The 20,070-nt window shown below is 59.8% G+C and carries 16 protein-coding genes; 6 read left to right on the top strand and 10 right to left on the bottom strand.

The window, feature by feature from the left end; translation table 11 throughout:
• Window positions 1-149: 149 nt before the first annotated feature.
• Window positions 150-1,685 (bottom strand): EAL domain-containing protein, encoded by a 1,536-nt coding sequence (locus tag C2E19_RS15905; protein ID WP_129394012.1) that lies wholly within the window; start codon window positions 1,683-1,685, stop codon window positions 150-152.
• Window positions 1,686-1,800: 115 nt separating this feature from the next.
• A complete protein-coding gene (locus C2E19_RS15900) occupies window positions 1,801-2,673 on the bottom strand; it encodes a LysR family transcriptional regulator (RefSeq protein ID WP_129394010.1) in 873 nt (290 codons plus the stop codon).
• 77 nt (window positions 2,674-2,750) lie between these two features.
• Here C2E19_RS15900 and C2E19_RS15895 point away from each other — a divergent pair, with 77 nt between their 5' ends.
• Window positions 2,751-3,698: a DMT family transporter gene (locus tag C2E19_RS15895; RefSeq protein WP_129394008.1), complete on the top strand. Its 948-nt coding sequence runs from the start codon at window positions 2,751-2,753 to the stop codon at window positions 3,696-3,698.
• 244 nt (window positions 3,699-3,942) lie between these two features.
• Window positions 3,943-5,019 (top strand): 4-hydroxyphenylpyruvate dioxygenase, encoded by a 1,077-nt coding sequence (hppD, locus tag C2E19_RS15890; RefSeq protein ID WP_129394006.1) that lies wholly within the window; start codon window positions 3,943-3,945, stop codon window positions 5,017-5,019.
• A 131-nt stretch (window positions 5,020-5,150) separates the two neighbouring features.
• Here hppD and rarD read toward each other — a convergent pair whose 3' ends face one another.
• The 3 genes from rarD to C2E19_RS15875 form a co-directional block, all read right to left on the bottom strand.
• Window positions 5,151-6,032 carry an EamA family transporter RarD gene (rarD, locus tag C2E19_RS15885; RefSeq protein ID WP_129394004.1) on the bottom strand — a complete coding sequence of 294 codons (882 nt, stop codon included), beginning with the start codon at window positions 6,030-6,032 and terminating at the stop codon, window positions 5,151-5,153.
• A 213-nt stretch (window positions 6,033-6,245) separates the two neighbouring features.
• The gene (locus C2E19_RS15880; RefSeq protein WP_129394002.1) at window positions 6,246-7,259 is read right to left on the bottom strand and encodes an aldo/keto reductase; all 1,014 of its coding nucleotides are present in this window, start codon (window positions 7,257-7,259) and stop codon (window positions 6,246-6,248) included.
• A 165-nt stretch (window positions 7,260-7,424) separates the two neighbouring features.
• Complete coding sequence (locus C2E19_RS15875; protein ID WP_129393999.1) at window positions 7,425-8,735, bottom strand: MFS transporter; 1,311 nt, start codon at window positions 8,733-8,735, stop codon at window positions 7,425-7,427.
• A gap of 171 nt (window positions 8,736-8,906) precedes the next feature.
• On the opposite strand from C2E19_RS15875, the gene C2E19_RS15870 reads away from it, so the two are divergent.
• From C2E19_RS15870 to C2E19_RS15855, 4 genes are all read left to right on the top strand, one after another.
• The gene (locus tag C2E19_RS15870; RefSeq protein WP_129393997.1) at window positions 8,907-10,022 is read left to right on the top strand and encodes a sugar diacid recognition domain-containing protein; all 1,116 of its coding nucleotides are present in this window, start codon (window positions 8,907-8,909) and stop codon (window positions 10,020-10,022) included.
• Window positions 10,023-10,275: 253 nt separating this feature from the next.
• A complete protein-coding gene (locus C2E19_RS15865) occupies window positions 10,276-11,415 on the top strand; it encodes a glycerate kinase (RefSeq protein ID WP_129393995.1) in 1,140 nt (379 codons plus the stop codon).
• Window positions 11,416-11,704: 289 nt separating this feature from the next.
• A complete protein-coding gene (locus tag C2E19_RS15860) occupies window positions 11,705-13,330 on the top strand; it encodes a methyl-accepting chemotaxis protein (protein ID WP_129393993.1) in 1,626 nt (541 codons plus the stop codon).
• Between the two features lie 41 nt (window positions 13,331-13,371).
• The gene (locus C2E19_RS15855; protein WP_129393991.1) at window positions 13,372-14,559 is read left to right on the top strand and encodes a pyridoxal phosphate-dependent aminotransferase; all 1,188 of its coding nucleotides are present in this window, start codon (window positions 13,372-13,374) and stop codon (window positions 14,557-14,559) included.
• Window positions 14,560-14,677: 118 nt separating this feature from the next.
• Here C2E19_RS15855 and C2E19_RS15850 read toward each other — a convergent pair whose 3' ends face one another.
• The 5 genes from C2E19_RS15850 to C2E19_RS15830 all read right to left on the bottom strand — a co-directional run bounded on the left by C2E19_RS15850 (window position 14,678) and on the right by C2E19_RS15830 (window position 19,995).
• Window positions 14,678-15,655 carry a D-glycerate dehydrogenase gene (locus C2E19_RS15850; RefSeq protein WP_129393989.1) on the bottom strand — a complete coding sequence of 326 codons (978 nt, stop codon included), beginning with the start codon at window positions 15,653-15,655 and terminating at the stop codon, window positions 14,678-14,680.
• Window positions 15,656-15,668: 13 nt separating this feature from the next.
• Window positions 15,669-16,967 (bottom strand): MFS transporter, encoded by a 1,299-nt coding sequence (locus tag C2E19_RS15845; protein WP_129393987.1) that lies wholly within the window; start codon window positions 16,965-16,967, stop codon window positions 15,669-15,671.
• A 56-nt stretch (window positions 16,968-17,023) separates the two neighbouring features.
• The gene (locus tag C2E19_RS15840) at window positions 17,024-18,043 is read right to left on the bottom strand and encodes a sugar kinase (RefSeq protein ID WP_129393985.1); all 1,020 of its coding nucleotides are present in this window, start codon (window positions 18,041-18,043) and stop codon (window positions 17,024-17,026) included.
• Complete coding sequence (locus C2E19_RS15835) at window positions 18,036-18,818, bottom strand: sugar phosphate isomerase/epimerase (RefSeq protein ID WP_129393983.1); 783 nt, start codon at window positions 18,816-18,818, stop codon at window positions 18,036-18,038. The genes C2E19_RS15840 and C2E19_RS15835 overlap by 8 nt, the downstream gene beginning before the upstream one ends.
• Window positions 18,819-18,969: 151 nt before the next feature.
• A complete protein-coding gene (locus tag C2E19_RS15830; RefSeq protein WP_129393981.1) occupies window positions 18,970-19,995 on the bottom strand; it encodes a LacI family DNA-binding transcriptional regulator in 1,026 nt (341 codons plus the stop codon).
• Between the last annotated feature and the right edge of the window lie 75 nt (window positions 19,996-20,070).

The following is a 20,070-nucleotide window of genomic DNA, read 5'->3' as shown; positions in this document are numbered from 1 at the left end:
GGCTCACCTGCGAATTTTTGCTCAGGTTGAAAAAATTGTAGTAGTTAATGCGCCAAGAGTAAATCCTGATCTTGTCTTCATGTAACAACAGCGGTGTTTTGTATCAGTTTGGTGCGCTTGGTCGGCGTTTCAAGCTTAACCCCAGCAAGTTAATGGTGACTTAATGCGCTGATGAAGTCCGCAGCCGGCATTGGTTTGCCGAAAAGATAGCCTTGCAGAAAGTTGACGTGATGCGCGGTCAGATAATCGGCCTGTGCTTGAGTTTCGACACCTTCGGCAACAATCCCCAGATCAAGCTTGGCCGAGAGTTCGATAATCGTGTCGAGAATATGCCGCGACAGCGCGTCGATGCCGATCATGGCCACGAAACTCTGGTCGATCTTGAGGAAATCGACGTTGAACTTGCGCAAGTAACCGAGGCTTGAGTGGCCGGTACCGAAGTCGTCGATGGCAATCTTCACGCCCAGGGTGTGCAACTGGTCGAACAGTTGATGCGTGATGTCGGTGGGTTCAATCAATTCGCGCTCGGTCAGCTCGAGGATCAGGCTGACGCTGCCAGGGACGAATGCCGCGAGAAACTTGCGACAGCCGTCAACCAGCTCCAGATCGCGACAATGACTCGCCGTGATGTTGATGCCGAGGTGAAAGGGCGTGGCGAAGGTTGATGACAGCGGCCCCAGTACGGCGGCGGTCTGCTGCATCAATGAACGCGTCATCGGCACGATCAATCCGGAGTGTTCGGCAAACGGAATGAACAGGTCCGGGCGTACCAGGCCTTCTTTCGGATGGTTCCAGCGCATCAGCACCTCGGCCCCTGACCATTTCTTGCTGTCGCCATGCACGACTGGCTGGAAGTAGGGGATGAACTCGCCGGCGTCCAGCGCACGGAGCATTTCATGGCTGGGAGACGTCGAGCGTTTTTGCAGGACGTGACCGATCGCACCGGAGACCACGCCAAAGAACATCAACAGGCTGAACAGTGGCGGATATTCCTTCGCCATATAGCGCCATGTTTCGCCTTGCGGATAACCAGCGGCGACACTGAAGGCATAGCGCGACGACTGCAGCATGCTTTGTGCAACTGGCGGCGCGGGCAGGGCGTCCTGATGCACTTTGCCGTCGGCGGACAACCAGTTGTCGCCGACCTGCAGCAACAACAAAGTTTGTCGGCCAATCAAGCGCAGAATGTTGCTCAAGTGATAACCGTCAAGCGTGGTCAGCGCACCGCCGCGACCGTCACTCAAACGGTACACCAGCAGCGCGGTATCGGGCGTCACCGGGTTGCCGTTCATGAGCCACAACTTACCCTCGTGGTAATCGCCGGAATTGACCGCTTCCTTGTAGTCGCCGAACAGTGAACTGCAATAGAGGTTGTTGTCCCAGACCAGATTGGTCGAGCGCACGAACGGCCGGCGGGTGACTTGCTCGCGCAACGCCAGTTTGACGTCTTCGCAGGTTTTTCCGGCCAGCGGCAGCAATTCCCTGGCCGCCTGCGCGGTGTTGTCGAGCATCAACTCGAACTGGCGCAACGCCTCGGTGGCAGTCTGCCCGGTGTTTTGCTGCAAAGTGCGCTCGGCCTGCATATAGAGAATCACACTCCCGAGCGCCACTGGCAGCAACCCGCTGAGCAAGGTCACTGCGATGCGCGTGCTGCGTTTGCGGCGAGGTCTGACGGTTAACGGCATGGGCGCATCCTGTCGCGATGAAGTGGGGCTGCGCAATGCAGGCCGGATAACGGCGCGCCGCTGAAAAACACTTGAGCCAGAGGGGAGGATAGATGGCAGATGCCGCTTGCGCCGCTCATGAATGATTCATCTGCGTGGCCAACTCGATAAAGGCCAGTGTGGCGGGTGAGGCCTGGCGCTGATCGAGGACTGCGAGGCCGACCTGACGATTGACCTGTGGCGACAGCGCGACTTTCACATACTGCGGATTTTGCGCCTGCGGTAGTGAGCTTTCGGCGACGACGGTGATCGCATCGCCACGACTGACCGTGTCGAGGGTACTGAGCAGTTGCGAGCAGCGAAATCGAATGTTCGGTTGCAGCCGAGCCGCGCTGAACAGTCGCGACACCAGCTCGGAAGATCCCGCTTCGGTGAGCACGAACGGGTCGTTGCACAAATCCTTGAGGCTCAACGCCGAGCGTGTCGCCAAGGAATGGTTGATCGGCAGCAGGGCAAGCATCTGATCTTCAATCAAGGCAAAGGTGTCGAAGCGCTCTTCGGGAAGGACCACGAAACCGACGTCGATCCGCCGCTCTTCCAGCCACTGGATCACCTGTCGATCCGGTCCTTCATCTATATGCACTTCGATGCCCGGATGCGCCTCGCGATAGCGCTGCAAAATCCCTGGCAACAGTTTGATCGATGAAGTCGGACCGAACGAGCCGATGCGCAACGTGCCGCGCTTCATGCCACGGGCATCGGCAGCCTCCTGACGCAACGTATTGGCCAGACCGAGCATGGCCCGGGCGCGCAGCAATAGTTGTTCGCCGATATCGCTGAGTTCAACGGATGACTGATGTCGACGCAGCAGTTCGACGCCCAGTTCCTGCTCCAGAGATTTCAGCGCGTGGGATACCGCCGACTGGGAAATGCCCAAGCGATGGGCGGCGAGGGTGAATCCACGCAGCTCGGCCACCAGCGAGAAGATTTCCAGCTGTGTAAGGGTCATGAGTAATTGCTCATTTTACGATGATCAGGAATGAGGTGAATGATAAGCCATCCTCCAGTCATCCGGTCTCATGCCCTATGCGTAATATCGAGCAAACCCACACGACAGCCGCCGAGATGCCGGTCTATCTGACGTTGGCGGCAGTCACCATGGTGTGGGGCGGAACCTTCGTTGCCGGGCGTTTTCTCGCCGGCAGCCTGAGCCCGATGTTCGCTGCCAGTCTGCGATTCCTGCTCGCCAGTGCAGCGTTGCTCGGGTTCCTGTGGCTGGCGCGAATTCCCTTGGCACGGCCGACGCCACGGCAATGGCTACAACTGGCAATGCTGGGGTTCTTCGGGATTTTCTTCTACAACCTGTGCTTCTTTTATGGCCTGCAATACATCAACGCCTCGCGCGCTTCATTGATTGTTGCGTTGAATCCGGCGGTGATCGGCCTCGCGTCGTGGTTGCTGTTCAAAGAACGTCTCGGCCGCGTGAAAGTCGCTGGCATCGCGGTGTGCATCGTCGGTGCAGGTGTGGTGATCGTCAGCCGCAATCCACAACTGTTGGCAGCAACGCCCGACGCCTGGCTCGGTGACGTGCTGATCCTCGGTTGCGTGCTGGGCTGGGGTGTTTATTCATTGTTTTCCCGCAGTCTCAATCGGGCACTCGGCCCGGTGCAGACCGTGACGTATTCGATCCTGATCGGCACGCTGATGCTGTGGACGTTGGCGGCGGTGCGTGGCGAGCTGAGCTGGGCGGCGTTGCTCAACCTCGGCACGCCACAGTGGTTGAGCCTTGTCTATTTAGGCGTGCTCGGTTCGGCGCTGGCATACATCGGTTATTACGATGGCATTCGCAAAATCGGCGCGACGCGCTCAGGGGTATTTATCGCCTTGAACCCTTTGACGGCGGTGCTGCTGGGCGCGCTGCTGCTCGGTGAACAGCTGACGCTGACCATGGGCTTGGGCGGTGCATTGATCCTGACGGGCATTTATCTGTGCAACAAACCCCTTGCGCCGTCGGCAAAAAAGCGGATTTTATAGAGAGGGCAGACAAGCCTATTTACGCTGTGTAGAATCGGGTTACGCATACAATAATAATCGTCTTCTGGCAGCAGAAGCCTCGCCCGCAAGAGCCTTGGGTCGACAATGAAGATATTCGGGTTTCAACTGATCTACGGTGACTTCCTCGCCCGCAGTGTGCGTGGCATCTCCTGTGCGCCACCCACCGACCTCGCAGACTGACAAATAACCCTGGTTAATTTGATAAGAATGATGAGGCGTCACCATGACCGATCTATACGAAAACCCAATGGGCCTGATGGGCTTTGAATTCATCGAACTCGCGTCGCCGGTGCCTGGCACCCTGGAGCCGATCTTCGAGATCATGGGCTTCACCAAAGTCGCGACCCACCGCTCGAAGAACGTGCACCTGTACCGTCAGGGCGCGATCAACCTGATCCTCAACAACGAACCCAACAGCGTCGCTTCGTACTTCGCGGCCGAGCACGGCCCGTCCGTTTGTGGCATGGCGTTCCGCGTCAAGGATTCGCAAAAGGCCTACAACCGCGCACTGGAACTCGGCGCACAGCCGATTCACATCGAAACCGGTCCGATGGAGCTGAACCTGCCGGCGATCAAAGGCATTGGCGGCGCGCCGCTGTACCTGATCGACCGTTTCGGTGAAGGCAGTTCGATCTATGACATCGACTTCGTGTTCATCGAAGGCGTCGATCGCAACCCGGTCGGTGCCGGCCTGAAAATCATCGACCACCTGACCCACAACGTCTATCGCGGTCGTATGGCTTACTGGGCAAACTTCTACGAGAAGCTGTTCAACTTCCGTGAAATCCGCTACTTCGACATCAAGGGCGAATACACCGGCCTGACCTCGAAAGCGATGACCGCACCGGACGGCATGATCCGTATCCCGCTGAACGAAGAGTCGTCCAAGGGCGCCGGTCAGATCGAAGAGTTCCTGATGCAGTTCAACGGCGAGGGCATCCAGCACGTTGCGTTCCTCACCGACGACCTGATCAAGACCTGGGATCAGTTGAAGAAGATCGGCATGCGCTTCATGACCGCGCCGCCGGAAACCTATTACGAAATGCTCGAAGGCCGCCTGCCGAACCACGGCGAGCCAGTTGATCAATTGCAATCGCGCGGCATTCTGCTCGACGGCGCATCGGATCAGGGCGACAAGCGTCTGCTGCTGCAGATTTTCTCGGAAACCCTGATGGGGCCGGTATTCTTCGAATTCATCCAGCGTAAAGGCGATGATGGTTTCGGCGAGGGCAACTTCAAGGCGCTGTTCGAATCGATCGAGCGCGATCAGGTGCGTCGTGGTGTACTGGCTACCGAGTAACCAGTAAAAAGCCCGGCCTGTTTAAGCCGGTCGGGCTTCATTCAAGATCAAAAGATCGCAGCCTTCGGCAGCTCCTACATTTGGAATGCATTTTTCCTGTAGGAGCTGCCGAAGGCTGCGATCTTTTGCTTTTATGGCCGGCGCTGGCGCATCAGGTGTTTGAAGCCTTCGAAGACCAGCACAATAACCGCCATCCAGATCGGGATGTACGTCAGCCATTCGCCGGACTTGATGCTCTCACCGAGCAGCAACGCGACCCCGAGCAACAACACCGGCTCAACGTAACTCAACAGCCCAAACAGACTGAACGGTAGCAAGCGGCTGGCAATGATGTACACCACCAACGCCGATGCACTGATCAGCCCGAGCAGCGGAATCAGCCACATCAGTCCCGGGTATTGATCGAACACGCCCAAGCCTTGCTCGCCACCGTGCACAAACCAGTAGGCGACCGGCAGCATCAGGGTCATGTCGACCCACAGCCCACCGAGGTGATCGGTTTTCAGGTATTTGCGCAGGACGAAGTACAGCGGGTAACCGATGACCACCACCAGTGTCGCCCAGGAAAAACCACCGACCTGATACAACTCGTTCAACACGCCGAGGCTGGCGAAGAACACCGCAACTTTTTGCAGGTACGACAGGCTCTCGCCGTAGGCAATCCGCCCGGTCAGCACCATCGCCAGCGGCAGCAGGAAATAGCCCAGCGACACATCGAGGCTGTAGCCGTTGAGCGGCGCCCACATGAACAGCCACAACTGCACACCGAGCAATCCGGCCGAGACGATCAAGCCGGCGATCAGCTTCGGCTTCGCCACCATCAGCCGAACCAGCTCCAGCACGCGTCGCCATTCGCCGGACACCAGCATGAACACGGTCATGCACGGTACCGTCAACAGCATCCGCCAGCCGAAAATTTCCACGCCGCTCAAGGGTGTGAGCAGCGAGGTGTAGTAATACATGACGGCAAACAGCACCGAGGCTGAAACCGATAAAGCGATACCTTTAGACAAACTGTCCTCGCGGGTGGGTGATCAAACGGGGCGCGAAGGATACGTGGTTTTTGTGCTGAATATTGGCCGGATGCTCATTATTTCCCACACTCCGACACTCCCACACACACACACCACATACTCAACTGTAGGAGCTGCCGCAGGCTGCGATCTTTTGATTTTAAAAAAACAGATCAAAAGATCGCAGCCTGCGGCAGCTCCTACATGGAGGCGTCAGGCTGAGTGGGTTTTGCGGCCGGACACAAAATGACTGACATCGTTGAAGCCCGGTGTCGATGCATGCCCCGGTGTCACCAGCGAATCGATGAACGCTTCATCTTCAGCGGTGATCTTCACCGCCTGCGCCTTGGTGTAGGCATCCCACTGCGCTTCGGTACGCGGCCCGACAATTGCCGAGGTCACCGCGCTGTTGTTCAACACCCAGGCAATCGCGAACTCGACGATGCCGACGCCACGTTGCTCGGTGTACTGCTGAATCTGCTGGGCAATGCGCAGCGATTCCACGCGCCATTCGGTTTCCAGAATGCGCTTGTCCTGACGCCCGGCGCGGCTGTTGGCATCCGGTGTCACGTCCGGCGCGTACTTGCCACTGAGCACGCCACGGGCCAACGGGCTGTAAGGCACCACACCGAGGCCGTAGGTTTGCGCGGCGGTAATCTGCTCGGTCTCGGCCTGACGGTTGACGATGTTGTACAACGGCTGGCTGATCACCGGCCGATCGACGCCCAGTTTGTCGGCAATACGAATCACCTCGGCAATCCGCCAGCCGCGATAGTTCGATAAGCCCCAATAACGGATCTTGCCCTGACGAATCAGATCGCCAATCGCTGAAACCGTCACTTCCAGCGGCGTGTTGTGATCTTCGCGGTGCAGATAATAGATGTCGAGGTAGTCGGTGCCCAACCGGGTCAGGCTGGCGTCCAGACCATTGAAGATATGCTTGCGGCTGAGGCCGCTGCGGTTTGGCACACCGTCCACCGGGCCGAAACCGACCTTGGTCGCCAGCACCCACTCATGCCGATTGCCGGCAATCGCTTCACCGACGATCTCTTCCGAACGACCGTTGGTGTAGACGTCGGCGGTGTCGATGAAGTTGATGCCCTGATCCCAGGCCTTGTCGATGATGCGCAACGACTCTTCGGTGCTGGTCTGCTCGCCGAACATCATTGTGCCGAGGGTGAGGGTAGACACTTGCAACCCCGATTGCCCCAGTGTGCGATAGCTCATGCCGAAATCCTTTTGTCGGTGGGAAACCCCAACAAATACCAGATGCGTAACGGGGCGCAAAGTGAATTATTGTGGCGTTTAAACGTAAAAAGATCGCAGCCTGCGGCAGCTCCTACAAGGAACACATTCCAAGGTAGGAGCTGCCGAAGGCTGCGATCTTTGCTATTAAGCGCGCAACGTTCGCGTCATCCGCAACGCCAACAGACTCCCGCCAACAATCACCCCCGCCAGCAGATACAACGCCGCATCCGTCGAGCCAGTACTGTCCTTGACCCAACCGACCAGGTACGGACTAAGGAAACCCGCCATCTGCCCCATCGAGTTGATCAACGCCAGGCCACCGGCCGCAGCGCCTGCACTCAACATCGCCGTTGGTACTGGCCAGAACATTGGCAGACCGGTCAGCGCACCCATGGTGGCAATGGTCAGGCCGACAATCGCAATCGCCGGGTTGGCGGCGAAATTCACCGCGATCACCAGGCCGATCGCGCCCATCAACATCGGTACCACCAGATGCCAGCGACGTTCCTTGCGCAGATCCGCCGAACGACCCACCAGCAGCATGAACACCGCTGCCAGCAGATAAGGGATCCCGCTCAACCAGCCAATCACCAGGTTGTCGCTGAAGCCGAGGTTCTTGATGATCGACGGCAGCCAGAAGTTGATCGCGTACACGCCACTCTGGATGCAGAAGTAGATCAGGCCGAACGCCCAGATTGCCGGGTTCTTGAATACCGCCAGCAGCGAGTCGGAAGTGGTTTTCGGTTTGTTCGCCAGGTCCTGTGCCTGATCGGCCTCAAGTACCGCGCGCTCGTGCGGCGTCAGCCACTTGGCGTTGGCGAAGCTGTCGCTCAGGAGGAAATAGGCGAGGGCGCCGAGGATCACCGTCGGAATGCCCTGCAGCAGGAACATCCACTGCCAGCCGGCCAGACCGCCCTGGCCTGCGGCGAAGTGATTGAGGATCCAGCCAGAGAACGGGCTGCCGAGCAGACCGGATACCGGGATCGCCGACATGAACAGCGCCATGATCCGGCCACGACGGAAGGTCGGGAACCACTGCGAGAGATACAGCACGACGCCCGGGAAGAACCCGGCTTCGGCCGCACCGGTAAACAGCCGCAGGGTATAGAACTCAGTCGGTGTGGTGACGAACAACAGGCAGGTCGACAGCGTGCCCCAGGTGATCATCATCACCGCAATCCAGCGCCGTGGACCGAACTTGGTCAACGCCAGGTTGCTCGGTACGCCGCACAGCACGTAGCCGATGAAGAAGATCCCGGCACCGAGGCCGTACACGGTTTCGCTGAATTTCAGTGCGTCGAGCATCTGCAGTTTGGCGAATCCAACGTTGACCCGGTCGAGGTAGTTGAACAAGTAGCAGATGAAGATGAAGGGGATCAAACGCAGGGTGATGCGTTTGTAAACGGCATTTTTATCGTCTTCGATGGTCTGGGTAGCTGCGGCGCTCTGCGACATAGCGGCTCTCTCTTTATTATGATTTTTTGCGATCCAAAGGTTAACGTTGATCGTCCCGAGAGTCTCGGCCACCTTTGGCCGGATTGTCTTTGTGCCTGAGCACAGGGTTTGCCGCCAGACCCTGTGCGGGTGAACAACCGCCCGCGCGTGTTTTCAAGGATTTTGCCCTCTATGTTTGAACTCGATCACGACCTCGCCCAGGACATCGTCGACCGCGCCATGGCCATTTTGCCCTACAACGTCAACGTCATGGACAGCCAGGGGTTGATCCTCGGCAGCGGCGAACCGGAGCGCATCAACACCCGTCATGAGGGTGCGCAACTGGTGCTGGCCAACGGTCGGGTGGTGGAAATCGACGCACAGACGGCGGTGCATCTGAAAGGCGTGCAGCCGGGGATCAACCTGCCGCTACTGCTCGATCAGCGCCTGATCGGTGTGCTCGGCATCACCGGCGAGCCTGAGCAATTGCGCACTTACGCCGAACTGGTGCGCATGACCGCCGAAATGCTCGTCGGCCAGCGCAATCAGCAGGCCGAGCAGCAATGGCGGCGCCAGCGTTGTGATGATCTGCTGGCCTTGCTGTTGAGCGAGGCCGGGGATTCGCCGCGTCTGGTCGACGAGGCGCAGCAGCTTGGGCTTAAACCGCAATTGACGCGGGTGCCGTATCTGTTCGAGCTGGGCCTTGAACATGCGCCGGGGCAAACCGTCGAGGCACTGAGCGCCTGGCTGACGTCGCGCTACCCCGATAGCTGGTGCGTGAGTTCGGCGAAGTCGTCGCTGCTCTGGTGTCGGCCGGCGAGTCAGAACGTCGAGCATGATCGCCTGTTGGAGAAACTCGATGGCCTGGGCTGGAAGATCCTGCGGATTGCCGTCGGCGGTCAGGCAGAAGGGCTGATCGGGTTGCGCCGTTGTTATCGACGGGTCGGCGATCTGCTCGCCTATGGTCGTGAGGTGTTGCCGCACTCGCGACTGCTGACGCTCAACCGATATCGCCTGCCGGTGATGTTGTGGCGCCATCGCAACGATGACGCGCTGGATGAATTGCTCAAGCCGTTGCGCAAAGTGATCGCCAAGGACGGCAACGGTCAGTTGCTGGCGACGTTGCGCAGTTGGTGCGAACACGACGGGCAGAGTCAGGCGTGCGCGGATGCGTTGGGGATCCATCGCAACAGCCTGCGTTATCGGATGGAGCGGATTGCCGAGCTGAGCGGGGTTGATCCGCTGCGGCTGGACGGGATGCTGGCGCTGTATCTTGGCGTGCAACTCCTGCCGCAAACCGAGCCATGACCTCATCGCCCCTGTAGCAGCTGCCGAGTGCAACGAGGCTGCGATCTTTTGATTTTGTTTTTGAAGATCAAGAGATCGCAGCCTCGTTGCACTCGGCAGCTCCTACAGATGGAGTGTGGAGTAGTAAGTGGGTTGTGGGTGCAATCCATTTTGTGGAAATGAACAATAAACGCCTGCGCCGCTTGTGCAACGGACCGGCGTCAATGCGCATGCCGACTGGCAGCATGAGGAGCATTGGAACTGGAGAATTCGTATGAAAATCGTCATCGCCCCCGATTCGTTCAAGGACAGCCTGAGTGCCCAAGGCGTTGCCGAAGCCATTGCCCTGGGCCTGGCGCAAGTCTGGCCGCAGGCCGCTCTGGTCAAATGCCCGATGGCCGATGGTGGCGAAGGCACGGTCGAGTCGATTCTTGCAGCCTGTGAAGGAGAGCTGCGCCGCACCCGAGTGCGTGGCCCATTGGGCGCGCCGGTCGACGCCGCGTGGGGCTGGTTGCCGCACAACCACACCGCGATCATCGAAATGGCCGAGGCCAGCGGCTTGCAACTGGTGCCGCCGGGGCAACGCGATGCCTGTATCAGCAGCACGTTCGGCACTGGCGAATTGATCCGCGCCGCGCTCGATGCTGGCGCACAACGGGTGATTCTGGCGATTGGCGGCAGCGCGACCAACGACGGCGGCGCCGGCGCGATGCAGGCCTTGGGGTTGAAGTTGCTCGATGCGCAGAGTCAGCCGTTAGTGCCGGGTGGCCTGGCTTTGGCGCAACTCGTGCGTCTGGACTTGAGCGAACTCGACCCGCGTCTGGCGCAGGTGCGTTTTGACATTGCCGCCGATGTGAACAATCCGTTGTGTGGCCCGCACGGTGCTTCGGCGATTTTCGGCCCGCAGAAAGGCGCGTCGCCAACCCAGGTTCAGCAGCTGGATCAAGCCTTGGGGCATTTCGCCGAACGGTGCGCGCAGGCATTGCACAAAGACGTTCGCGACGAGCCGGGCAGTGGCGCGGCCGGTGGCTTGGGTTTCGCTGCGAAGGCGTTTCTCGCTGCACAGTTTCAGGCCGGGGTTGAAGTGGTCGCCGAACTGGTCGGTCTCGCCGAAGCAGTCAAAGGCGCGGATCTGGTGATTACCGGCGAAGGGCGCTTCGATGCCCAGACCTTGCGTGGCAAAACCCCGTTTGGCGTAGCGCGGATTGCCAAGCAACATGGCGTGCCGGTGATCGTCATTGCCGGGACGCTGGGTGAGGGTTATCAGGCACTCTACGAGCATGGCATCGATGCCGCATTCGCCGTGACCAGCGGCCCGATGTCGCTGGAGCAGGCCTGCGCCGAAGCACCACGGCTGCTGCGCGAGCGTGCGACCGACATCGCCCGCGTCTGGCAACTCGCCATCAGAGCATGACCCACCCCTGTAGGAGCTGCCGCAGGCTGCGATCTTTTGATTTTGTTTTTAACAGCAATATCAAAAGATCGCAGCCTGCGGCAGCTCCTACGGTGGGCGAGGGGGGGCATTGTTGTAACAACTTGAAAAATAATTGCACTTGACCCGCAATCTTCCTAAAGCCTGGCCGATACAGCTAACAGGCGCGCACAAAACCTTCGCAAAACAGTGACGCCGGACTGAAGCCCAGCCCATGGGCCAGTGATCACGGCATGGACGCTCGTAGTTCTTATCATCCGAGAGTCCAACTATGTCCTTGCGTAACCTCAATATCGCGCCCCGTGCTTTCCTCGGTTTTGCCTTTATCGCCTTGCTGGTGATCGTGCTCGGCGTGTTCGCCGTCAATCGCATGTCGATCATTCGTCAGGCCTCCGTCGACATGGATTCGACGCAACTGCCCAGCGTGACCCAACTCAGCGTGGTGACGGAAAACGTCTTGCGTTTGCGCATCCTCTCGTTCCGCGTGCTGGTCAACCGTGAGCCGTCCGGTTTGCAGGAAGCGCAGACCCGCATCGCCGCCCTGGTCGACAAGGTCCGCAGCGCCCAGGCCAGTTATGCCGCATTGCCGGCCGGCGCTGAAGAGCGTGCCTTGTACCAGAGCTTCGCCACTACGCTGGACAACTACCTGCAAGCGCAGAACCAGATGATGGAGCTGTCGCGTCAGGACAAGCTCGATGACATGCGCACCCTGATCAACACGCGGATCAAGGACGGTACCGACCAGATGGGCGAACAGCTCAACAAACTGATCGCGATCAACGCCGCCGATGCCAAAGCTGCGTCGATTCAGGCTGGTGAACACTACGACAGCGCTATCACCGGCATCATCATTGTCGCCGTGATTGCCGCACTGGCCACCGTGCTGCTGGCCTGGTTGCTGACCCGCAGCATCGTCACGCCGCTCAACCGTGCAGTGGCTGCCGCGCGAACGATTGCCGATGGCAACCTGAGCAAAGTCATCGAAGTCGACGGCAACGACGAGCCGGCCCGCCTGCTTGAAGCCTTGGTCGCGATGCAGACCAACCTGCGCAAAACCATTGAACAGATCGCCGGTTCCGCCACGCAACTCGGCGCTGCTGCCGAAGAGCTCAGCGCCGTGACCGAAGAGGCTTCCCGTGGCCTGCAACAGCAAAACAACGAGATTGAACAAGCCGCGACAGCAGTCAACGAAATGACCGCCGCTGTCGAAGAAGTCGCACGCAATGCCGTGTCCACTTCCGAAGCGTCGAACCAGTCGACCCAGGCCGCGCGTTTAGGTCGCGATCAAGTGGTGAAAACCGTCGACGCGATCCAGACCATGACCCACGACGTGCAGAACACCGCGCAAATGATCGAAGGTCTGGCTGCCCAAGGGCGTGATATCGGCAAGGTGCTCGACGTGATCCGCGCCATCGCCGAACAGACCAACCTGCTCGCACTCAACGCCGCCATCGAAGCCGCGCGTGCCGGTGAGGCCGGTCGTGGTTTTGCCGTGGTCGCCGACGAAGTTCGCGCGCTGGCTCATCGCACCGCGCAGTCGACCCAGGAAATCGAAAAAATGGTCGCCGGCATTCAAAACGGCACCGGTGAAGCCGTTTCGTCGATGCAGCAGAGCAACCAGCGCACCCAGTCCACCCTGGAAATGGCCCGTGCGGCCGGCGTTGCGCTGGAGCAGATTACCCAGTCGATCCATCAGATCAACGAGCGCAATCTGGTCATCGCCAGTGCTTCCGAAGAGCAGGCGCAAGTGTCGCGTGAGGTTGACCGCAACCTGGTCAATATTCGCGATCTGGCCACGCAATCGGCTGCTGGGGCCAACCAGACCAGCGCCGCCACCCATGAACTGTCGCGTCTGGCGGTAGATTTGAATGCCATGGTGGCGCGTTTTGTGATTTGAGATAGGGTGAAGGCTGGAGACCGCGCAATCAGGAGACGTGCATGCGCTATTCAGCCTTGACCCAACGAATCGCCGGGGACGGAGCCGCAGCCTGGCAGATTCATGACCGAGCGCTGGAGTTGCGCGCCGAGGGTGTCGATATCCTGCTGCTGAGCGTTGGCGATCCGGATTTCGATACGCCGCTGCCGATTGTTCATGGCGCCATCGACAGCCTGTTGGCTGGCGATACGCATTACTCCGAAGTGCGCGGTCGCGCGGCGCTGCGCAAGCTGATTGCCGAACGGCATCGGCGCCACAGTGGCCATGCGGTCGATGCCGAGCATGTGATCGTTATGCCCGGCGCGCAATGCGCGGTGTATTCGGTGGCGCAATGCCTGCTCGATCCGGGCGATGAAGTGATCGTCGCCGAGCCGATGTATGTCACCTACGAAGGCGTGTTTGGCGCTTGCGGCGCGACGGTAGTGCCAGTGCCGGTGCGGCCGGAAAACGGTTTTCGCGTCGATCCCGCCGACGTCGCCGCACGGATCACTGCGAAGACCCGTGCCATGCTCCTCAACAGTCCGAACAATCCTTGTGGCGCCAGCCTGTCGTTGTTGATCTGGCAGGAACTGGCGGCGCTGTGCGTGCGGCATGATCTGTGGCTGATCAGCGACGAGGTCTACAGCGAACTTCTCTATGAAGGCCAGCACATCAGCCCGGCGAGTCTGCCGGGCATGGCCGAGCGCACGGCGACGATCAACAGTCTGTCGAAATCCCACGCCATGACCGGATGGCGCATCGGCTGGATGATCGGCCCCAAGCCGTTGGCGGAACACTTGGTCAATCTGTCGTTGAGCATGCTGTTTGGTCTGCCGGACTTCGTGCAGAAAGCCGCCGAGGTCGCGCTGGCCTCGGATCTGCCGGAAGTCACGCAGATGCGCGAGGAATACCGTTTGCGTCGGGATCTGGTGTGCGAACGTTTGCGTGGCTGCCCGGGGCTGTACCCGATCCGCCCGGATGGCGGCATGTTTGTCATGGTCGACGTGCGCGAGACCGGGTTGGGTGCGCAGGCGTTTGCCGAGCAGTTGCTGGAAGGTTACGGGGTTTCAGTGTTGGCCGGCGAGGCCTTCGGGCCGAGTGCGGCGGGGCATATTCGCATCGGCCTGGTGGTGGACCGGGTGAAACTGGCGGACGCTTGCGCGCGGATTGCGCTGTGTGCGGCGCAGCTGTTGCAGGCGCGTAGTGCCTGATAGATGTGTGTTGTTTTCACCGGCCTCTTCGCGAGCAAGCCCGCTCCCACATTTGAAATGCATTCCCATGTGGGAGCGGGCTTGCTCGCGAAGGCGGCCTTAAAAACGCTACAAAACCTCAGCCCTGCCAGGCAGCCGGATTCACCAGATTCGCCGGCTTCTGCCCAGCCAACGCCGCGAGCAGATTCTCCACCGCACAGCGCGCCATCGCCTCACGCGTTTCATACGTTGCCGAACCCATGTGCGGCGTCGCCACGACATTATCGAGCTGCAACAACAACGAGTCATGATTCAGCGGCTCACGCTCGAACACATCCAGCCCGGCCGCGCGAATCCGTTTGTTGCGCAACGCATCGATCATCGCCGCCTCATCGACCACCTTGCCCCGCGAGATATTGATGAAGATGCTTTCCGGGCGCATCAATGCAAACTGCTCGGCACCGATCAAGCCTTCGGTCTGCACCGTCAGCGGCAAGGTCAGGCAGATGAAGTCGGCCTGCGAGAGCAAGTCCTCAAGACTGCGATATTGCGCAGCGAATCGCGCCTCGACCGCCGGTTTGCGCGACTGGCTGTGATAGAGCACCGGCATGCCGAAACCGAAATGCCCACGCTGCGCCAGTGCTTCACCGATCCGGCCCATGCCGATGATCCCCAGGGTCTTGCCGTGCACATCGGTGCCGAAATGTGCCGGGCCGATGTTGCGGCTCCATTGACCGCTACGCACCATGTTCGCCAGTTCCACGACACGGCGCGCAGTCGCGAGAATCAGCGCGAAACCGGTGTCGGCAGTGGTCTCGGTGAGCACGTCCGGGGTGTTGGTGAGGACGATTTGGCGCCGGCTCAGATAGTCGCTGTCGTAGTTGTCGACGCCCACCGACACACTGGCAATCGCCTGCAGTTGCGGTGCGAGATCCAGCAACGCGGCATCGAGTTTCAGACTGGCGCCGAGCAAACCGTGGGCGCGGGGCAGGGCGTCACGCAATTGCATCAGGCCGTCGGCGTCGAGGCGTTCGATCAGCGTCACCTCGCACTGGTCTTGCAGACGCGCCATCAACGCTGGCGAGAGTTTCTTGTACAACACGACGTGTTTTTTCATGGCAAAAGTCTCTTCAAGAGTGCGCCGGCACGACACGCGTGGCAGCGGCTTTGGCCACGACGCGATCACTGGCGCCGGGCTTGAGGAAAATCGTCAGCACCACCGAGAGCATCAGTGCGCCGCTCATCAGCAGATACGAAGCGCCGGGCGAACCGGTGGAGCTGTTCAGGTAGCCGACCAGATACGAGCCGCCAAACGAACCGAGCGCGCCCATGCTGTTGATCAACGCCATGGCGCCGCCGGCGACGTTGGCCGGGAGGATCTCCGGGACGATCGCGAAGAACGGCCCGTACGGTGCGTACATGCAGGCGCCGGCAATCACCAGCAACGTGTATGACCACCAGAAGTGTTCTGCACCCAAGGCGTAAGAGCCGTAGAACGCAATGGAGGCGATCAGCAGCGGCGGCCAGACGAAGCGTTTGCGTTTTTGCAGTTTGTCCGAGCCCCACGACACGCCGAGCATGCCGATCACCGCCGCCAGATACGGCAGCGCCGACAGCCAGCCAGCCTCGATCATGTCCATTTGCGCGCCGGCCTTGAGAATCGATGGCAGCCACAAGACAAAGCCATAGACGCCGATGCTCCAGCAGAAAAACTGCAGCGCAAGAATGATCACCTTCGGCGACCGGAATGCCTCGGCATAGTTCTTCACGGCTTTGATCCCGACCTGCTCGGCAGCCAGGGCACTTTCCAGATCGTGCTTTTCCTCATCGCTCAGCCACTTCGCCTGAGCTGGACGATCATCGGCCAGACGCCACCAGATAAACGCCCAGATCACCGCCGGCAAACCTTCGATGATGAACATCCAGCGCCAGCTGAAATGCTGCACCAGATACCCCGAAACCACCGACATCCACAGCATCGTTACCGGGTTGCCGAGGATCAGGAAGGTATTGGCCCGCGAGCGTTCGGCACGGGTAAACCAGTGGCACAGATACACCAGCATCGCTGGCATCACCGCCGCTTCGACCACGCCGAGCATGAAGCGAATGACGATCAGCCAATAGGCGTTGGAGACCACGCCGGTTAACGTCGCGAGCCCGCCCCAGAGGATCAGACTGACGAAAATCAACTTTTTCACGCTGTGCTTTTGCGCATAGATCGCGCCGGGTACCTGGAAGAAAAAGTAACCGAGAAAGAACAGCGCACCGAGCAGGGACGACAGCCCCGGTGTGATCATCAGGTCGGCAGCCATGCCCGATGCGGCGGCGAAGCCGTAGTTGGCGCGATCGAGATACGCCAGGCTGTAGGTGATGAACACGATCGGCATGATGTACCACCAGCGACGGCTGGCGAGGGTTGCGGTTTTCATGGTTTTGCTCCTGAGCTTGTTGTTTTTGTCGCAGCAGGTTCAATTATTTGCGGTGCCTAGGCGGAGCTCTTCGCGAACAAACCCGATCCCACATTGAAATGCGATTCAACAGTGGGAGCGGGCTTGCTCGCGAAGGCGGCCTCAAATTCAACAGATAATTCCAGGCGAGTCGGCAAACCCTCCATATCCCCGCGACTCTGCACCGCGCGACTGCCAATCCAGTTCGCGCGCTGCACCGCTTCGGCAAAACTCCGATGTTCCAGCAGGGCACTGATCATCCCCACCGCAAAGCCGTCACCGGCACCGACCGTATCGACAACGCTGGCCACCGGCACGCCAGCGACAAAACCTTGATCGAGTTGTGTGCGGTAGTAAGCGCCTTGCGGCCCAAGCTTGATCGCCACCGCTTCGGCGCCTTGGTCGAGATAAAACGCGGCGATGTCTGCCGGGTCGTCGAAACCGGTCAGCAGACGGCCTTCGCTCAAACCCGGCAGTACCCAATGGGCGAGGGCGGCGAGACGGTTGATTTCAGTGATCATCTCGCGCTCGCTGGCCCATAGGCTCGGGCGCAAGTTGGGATCGAACGACACGCTGCGCCCGGCGTTGCGCATGCGGGTCATCAGCTCGAACGACATCTTCCGCGCCGAGGCCGAGAGTGCCGGAGGAATACCCGTGGCGTGCAGATGGCGAGCGCTCAGCAGGCTGGCGCTGATTGATTGCGGCGACAGATGACTGGCCGCCGAACCGCGCCGGAAATACTCGACCTGCGGGTCGCTGCCATCGTCATTGCGCGATTTGAACTGGAACCCGGTCGGATGTTGTTTATCAACATCGACATGGCGGCAATCCAGACCTTCTTTGATCAACGTCTCGACCACAAAGCGACCCAGTGAATCGTTGCCGACCCGGCTCAGCCACGCGACGTTGAAACCCAGGCGCGAAAGGCCGATCGCGACATTGCTGTCCGCCCCGGCAATACGTTTGTGGAATTGCTCGACGCGGGCCAGGTCACCGGTCTGCTCGGCCACCAGCATCGCCATGGTTTCGCCGAACGAGAGAATATCGATCTCAGACATGAGCAGGCTCCAGACGCGATTGACCCAGGCGGGCGAGGGCGGCGACGTGTTCGCGCGTCAGTTGCAGCAGGTCATCGCCCTGCAACGGATATTCCGCCGCGCGCATAACGCCTTGGGCCATGTGCCGCAACAGTTGTTCCCACAGATGCAGGTCACTCACCGCTGGCGGCACCGCGACCAGTTTGCCGTCCTCGCGGCGCGCCACGGCTTTGCAATGCACGTAGCCGACATGTCGACCGAGCAGGCGTGCGGCACTGGCGGCGGACTGGTCCTGCCACTGCCAGTTGCCAATGTCGAAGGTCATTTTGATCGGCAGATTGTGCTGCTCGACAGCCGCGAAGAAGCGCTGAAACGGTTCGATGCGTCCGCCGTGCAAGGTCTGGTCGTTTTCCACCAGCAACTGCACCGGGCTGAGCTTCAAGCGTTCAGCCAAGGCCTGTAAATCATTGTTGTCGGTAAAGTACCCGAGAGAGACCTTCAGCCATTTCGAACCGAATGCTTCGGCCTGATGCAGGGCAGTGATCAACTCGGGATTGGGCCGCGCCTGACCGGCGAGCCACAGTTCGGTCGGTGACGAATAGATACTTTGCAAGCCGTGGGATTGGCTGGCCTCAGCCAGTTGGGCGGGGTCTTCGCGCGTCAGCAGTTCTTCGCGCCATTCGATGCGATTCGCCCCGGCGCTCGCCAGGATTTCGATGAAAGAGCCTTGGCCGCGCTGGCGCACCAGGTCGGCGCCGTAGCTGGAAAGGCTGATGGAAACGGCGGGTTTATTCATTGTTATTGACCTCTGAAACCGGTTTCATTTTTGTTCAAAAAAATATTCGATGTTTCTGCGATGTTCTTGCCGGCCCTTTTGCGAGCAGGCTCGCTCCCACAATGGAATGCGATCACCCTGTGGGAGCGAGCCTGCTCGCGAAGGCGTCAGTTCAACCACCGACCCCAAGGGTCGACCCACGCTCAATCAGCACCGGCGCGAAATCCACCACCTGCGCCACCTCATTATTCCCACGCAAACGCCTGAGCAAACACTCAAACGCCCGCGCGCCAATCTCTTGCGTCGGCTGCGCCAGCGCGGTAATCCCGCTGCCCACCAGCGGATACCAATCCAGATCATCCAGGGCTATCAGCCCGACATCCTCGAACAACCGGCAGCCAATCTCGCGCAACGCCTGGGTCGCGGCCAACGCCGCTACGCCGTTAGCGCAGAACAACGCTTTTGACCCGACTGCCGGCGTGTTGAGGAAGTTCTGCAGACGCGTGCCCAGATCATCACTGGTTTCCAGCACAGTCCCGCTCAGTCGCGAGCGTTGAGCTGCCTGCGCCTGAAAACTACTGACCCGCTCGATCCGCGAACTGGTGCCGTCATACGGCTCAGTCACCAACAGCACATCGCGATAGCCGCGTTGTTCAAGGTGCGTCAACGCCATCTCAACGGCTTGCGGGTTGTTCAGTCCGACCATATCGCTGTCGAGGCCATCGACCTTGCGATCGACCAGCACCAGCGGCATTTCGCGGTGCAATTCATGCAGTTCGTCACGGTGATGGCCAAGGGTGTTCACGATCAGCCCTTCGATGTTGTATGAGCGCAACAGCGCCAGGTGCTGGCGTTCCTGCTCGTCATCGCGGTCGGTGTTGCACACCACCAGGCTGTAGCCGTGCCGCCGGCAAGCGGTCTCCACCCCGTGCATCACGGCAATCGAATAAGGGTTGCGGATATCGGCCACCAGCATGCCGATCAGACGCGTGCGGCCGCGTTTCAAACCTCGGGCCATCTGATTGGGGCGATAGCCGAGTTCGGCGATCGCCTGCTCGATGCGCTGGGCAATGGCATCGGAGAGCAGGGCACGGTCATCGCCTATGAAACGCGAGACGCTGGCCTTGGACACGCCAGCGTGTTCGGCGACGTCGAGCATGGTGACGCGGCTGCGCTGGGCGGCGGAGAAATCGTTCACGATTGGGTCTTCTTATTGTCTGAAACCGGTTTCAGGAAACACCATTGTTGCGGTAGTCGTCAACTGGTGTGTTTG

The sequence above is a fragment of the Pseudomonas sp. DTU12.3 genome (assembly GCF_004124275.1).
Lineage (GTDB): Bacteria > Pseudomonadota > Gammaproteobacteria > Pseudomonadales > Pseudomonadaceae > Aquipseudomonas > Aquipseudomonas helmanticensis.
Note: the sequence above shows the minus strand (reverse complement) of the source record. Positions and strands in the feature narration are given on the sequence as shown.

Excerpts from the sequence above, each read along its gene's own strand:
- C2E19_RS15905 (WP_129394012.1), bottom strand. The coding sequence starts at position 1,685 with ATGCCGTTAACCGTCAGACCTCGCCGCAAACGCAGCACGCGCATCGCA.
- C2E19_RS15900 (WP_129394010.1), bottom strand. The coding sequence starts at position 2,673 with ATGACCCTTACACAGCTGGAAATCTTCTCGCTGGTGGCCGAGCTGCGT.
- C2E19_RS15895 (WP_129394008.1), top strand. The coding sequence starts at position 2,751 with ATGCGTAATATCGAGCAAACCCACACGACAGCCGCCGAGATGCCGGTC.
- hppD (WP_129394006.1), top strand. The coding sequence starts at position 3,943 with ATGACCGATCTATACGAAAACCCAATGGGCCTGATGGGCTTTGAATTC.
- C2E19_RS15880 (WP_129394002.1), bottom strand. The coding sequence starts at position 7,259 with ATGAGCTATCGCACACTGGGGCAATCGGGGTTGCAAGTGTCTACCCTC.
- C2E19_RS15875 (WP_129393999.1), bottom strand. The coding sequence starts at position 8,735 with ATGTCGCAGAGCGCCGCAGCTACCCAGACCATCGAAGACGATAAAAAT.
- C2E19_RS15870 (WP_129393997.1), top strand. The coding sequence starts at position 8,907 with ATGTTTGAACTCGATCACGACCTCGCCCAGGACATCGTCGACCGCGCC.
- C2E19_RS15865 (WP_129393995.1), top strand. The coding sequence starts at position 10,276 with ATGAAAATCGTCATCGCCCCCGATTCGTTCAAGGACAGCCTGAGTGCC.
- C2E19_RS15860 (WP_129393993.1), top strand. The coding sequence starts at position 11,705 with ATGTCCTTGCGTAACCTCAATATCGCGCCCCGTGCTTTCCTCGGTTTT.
- C2E19_RS15855 (WP_129393991.1), top strand. The coding sequence starts at position 13,372 with ATGCGCTATTCAGCCTTGACCCAACGAATCGCCGGGGACGGAGCCGCA.
- C2E19_RS15850 (WP_129393989.1), bottom strand. The coding sequence starts at position 15,655 with ATGAAAAAACACGTCGTGTTGTACAAGAAACTCTCGCCAGCGTTGATG.
- C2E19_RS15845 (WP_129393987.1), bottom strand. The coding sequence starts at position 16,967 with ATGAAAACCGCAACCCTCGCCAGCCGTCGCTGGTGGTACATCATGCCG.
- C2E19_RS15840 (WP_129393985.1), bottom strand. The coding sequence starts at position 18,043 with ATGTCTGAGATCGATATTCTCTCGTTCGGCGAAACCATGGCGATGCTG.
- C2E19_RS15835 (WP_129393983.1), bottom strand. The coding sequence starts at position 18,818 with ATGAATAAACCCGCCGTTTCCATCAGCCTTTCCAGCTACGGCGCCGAC.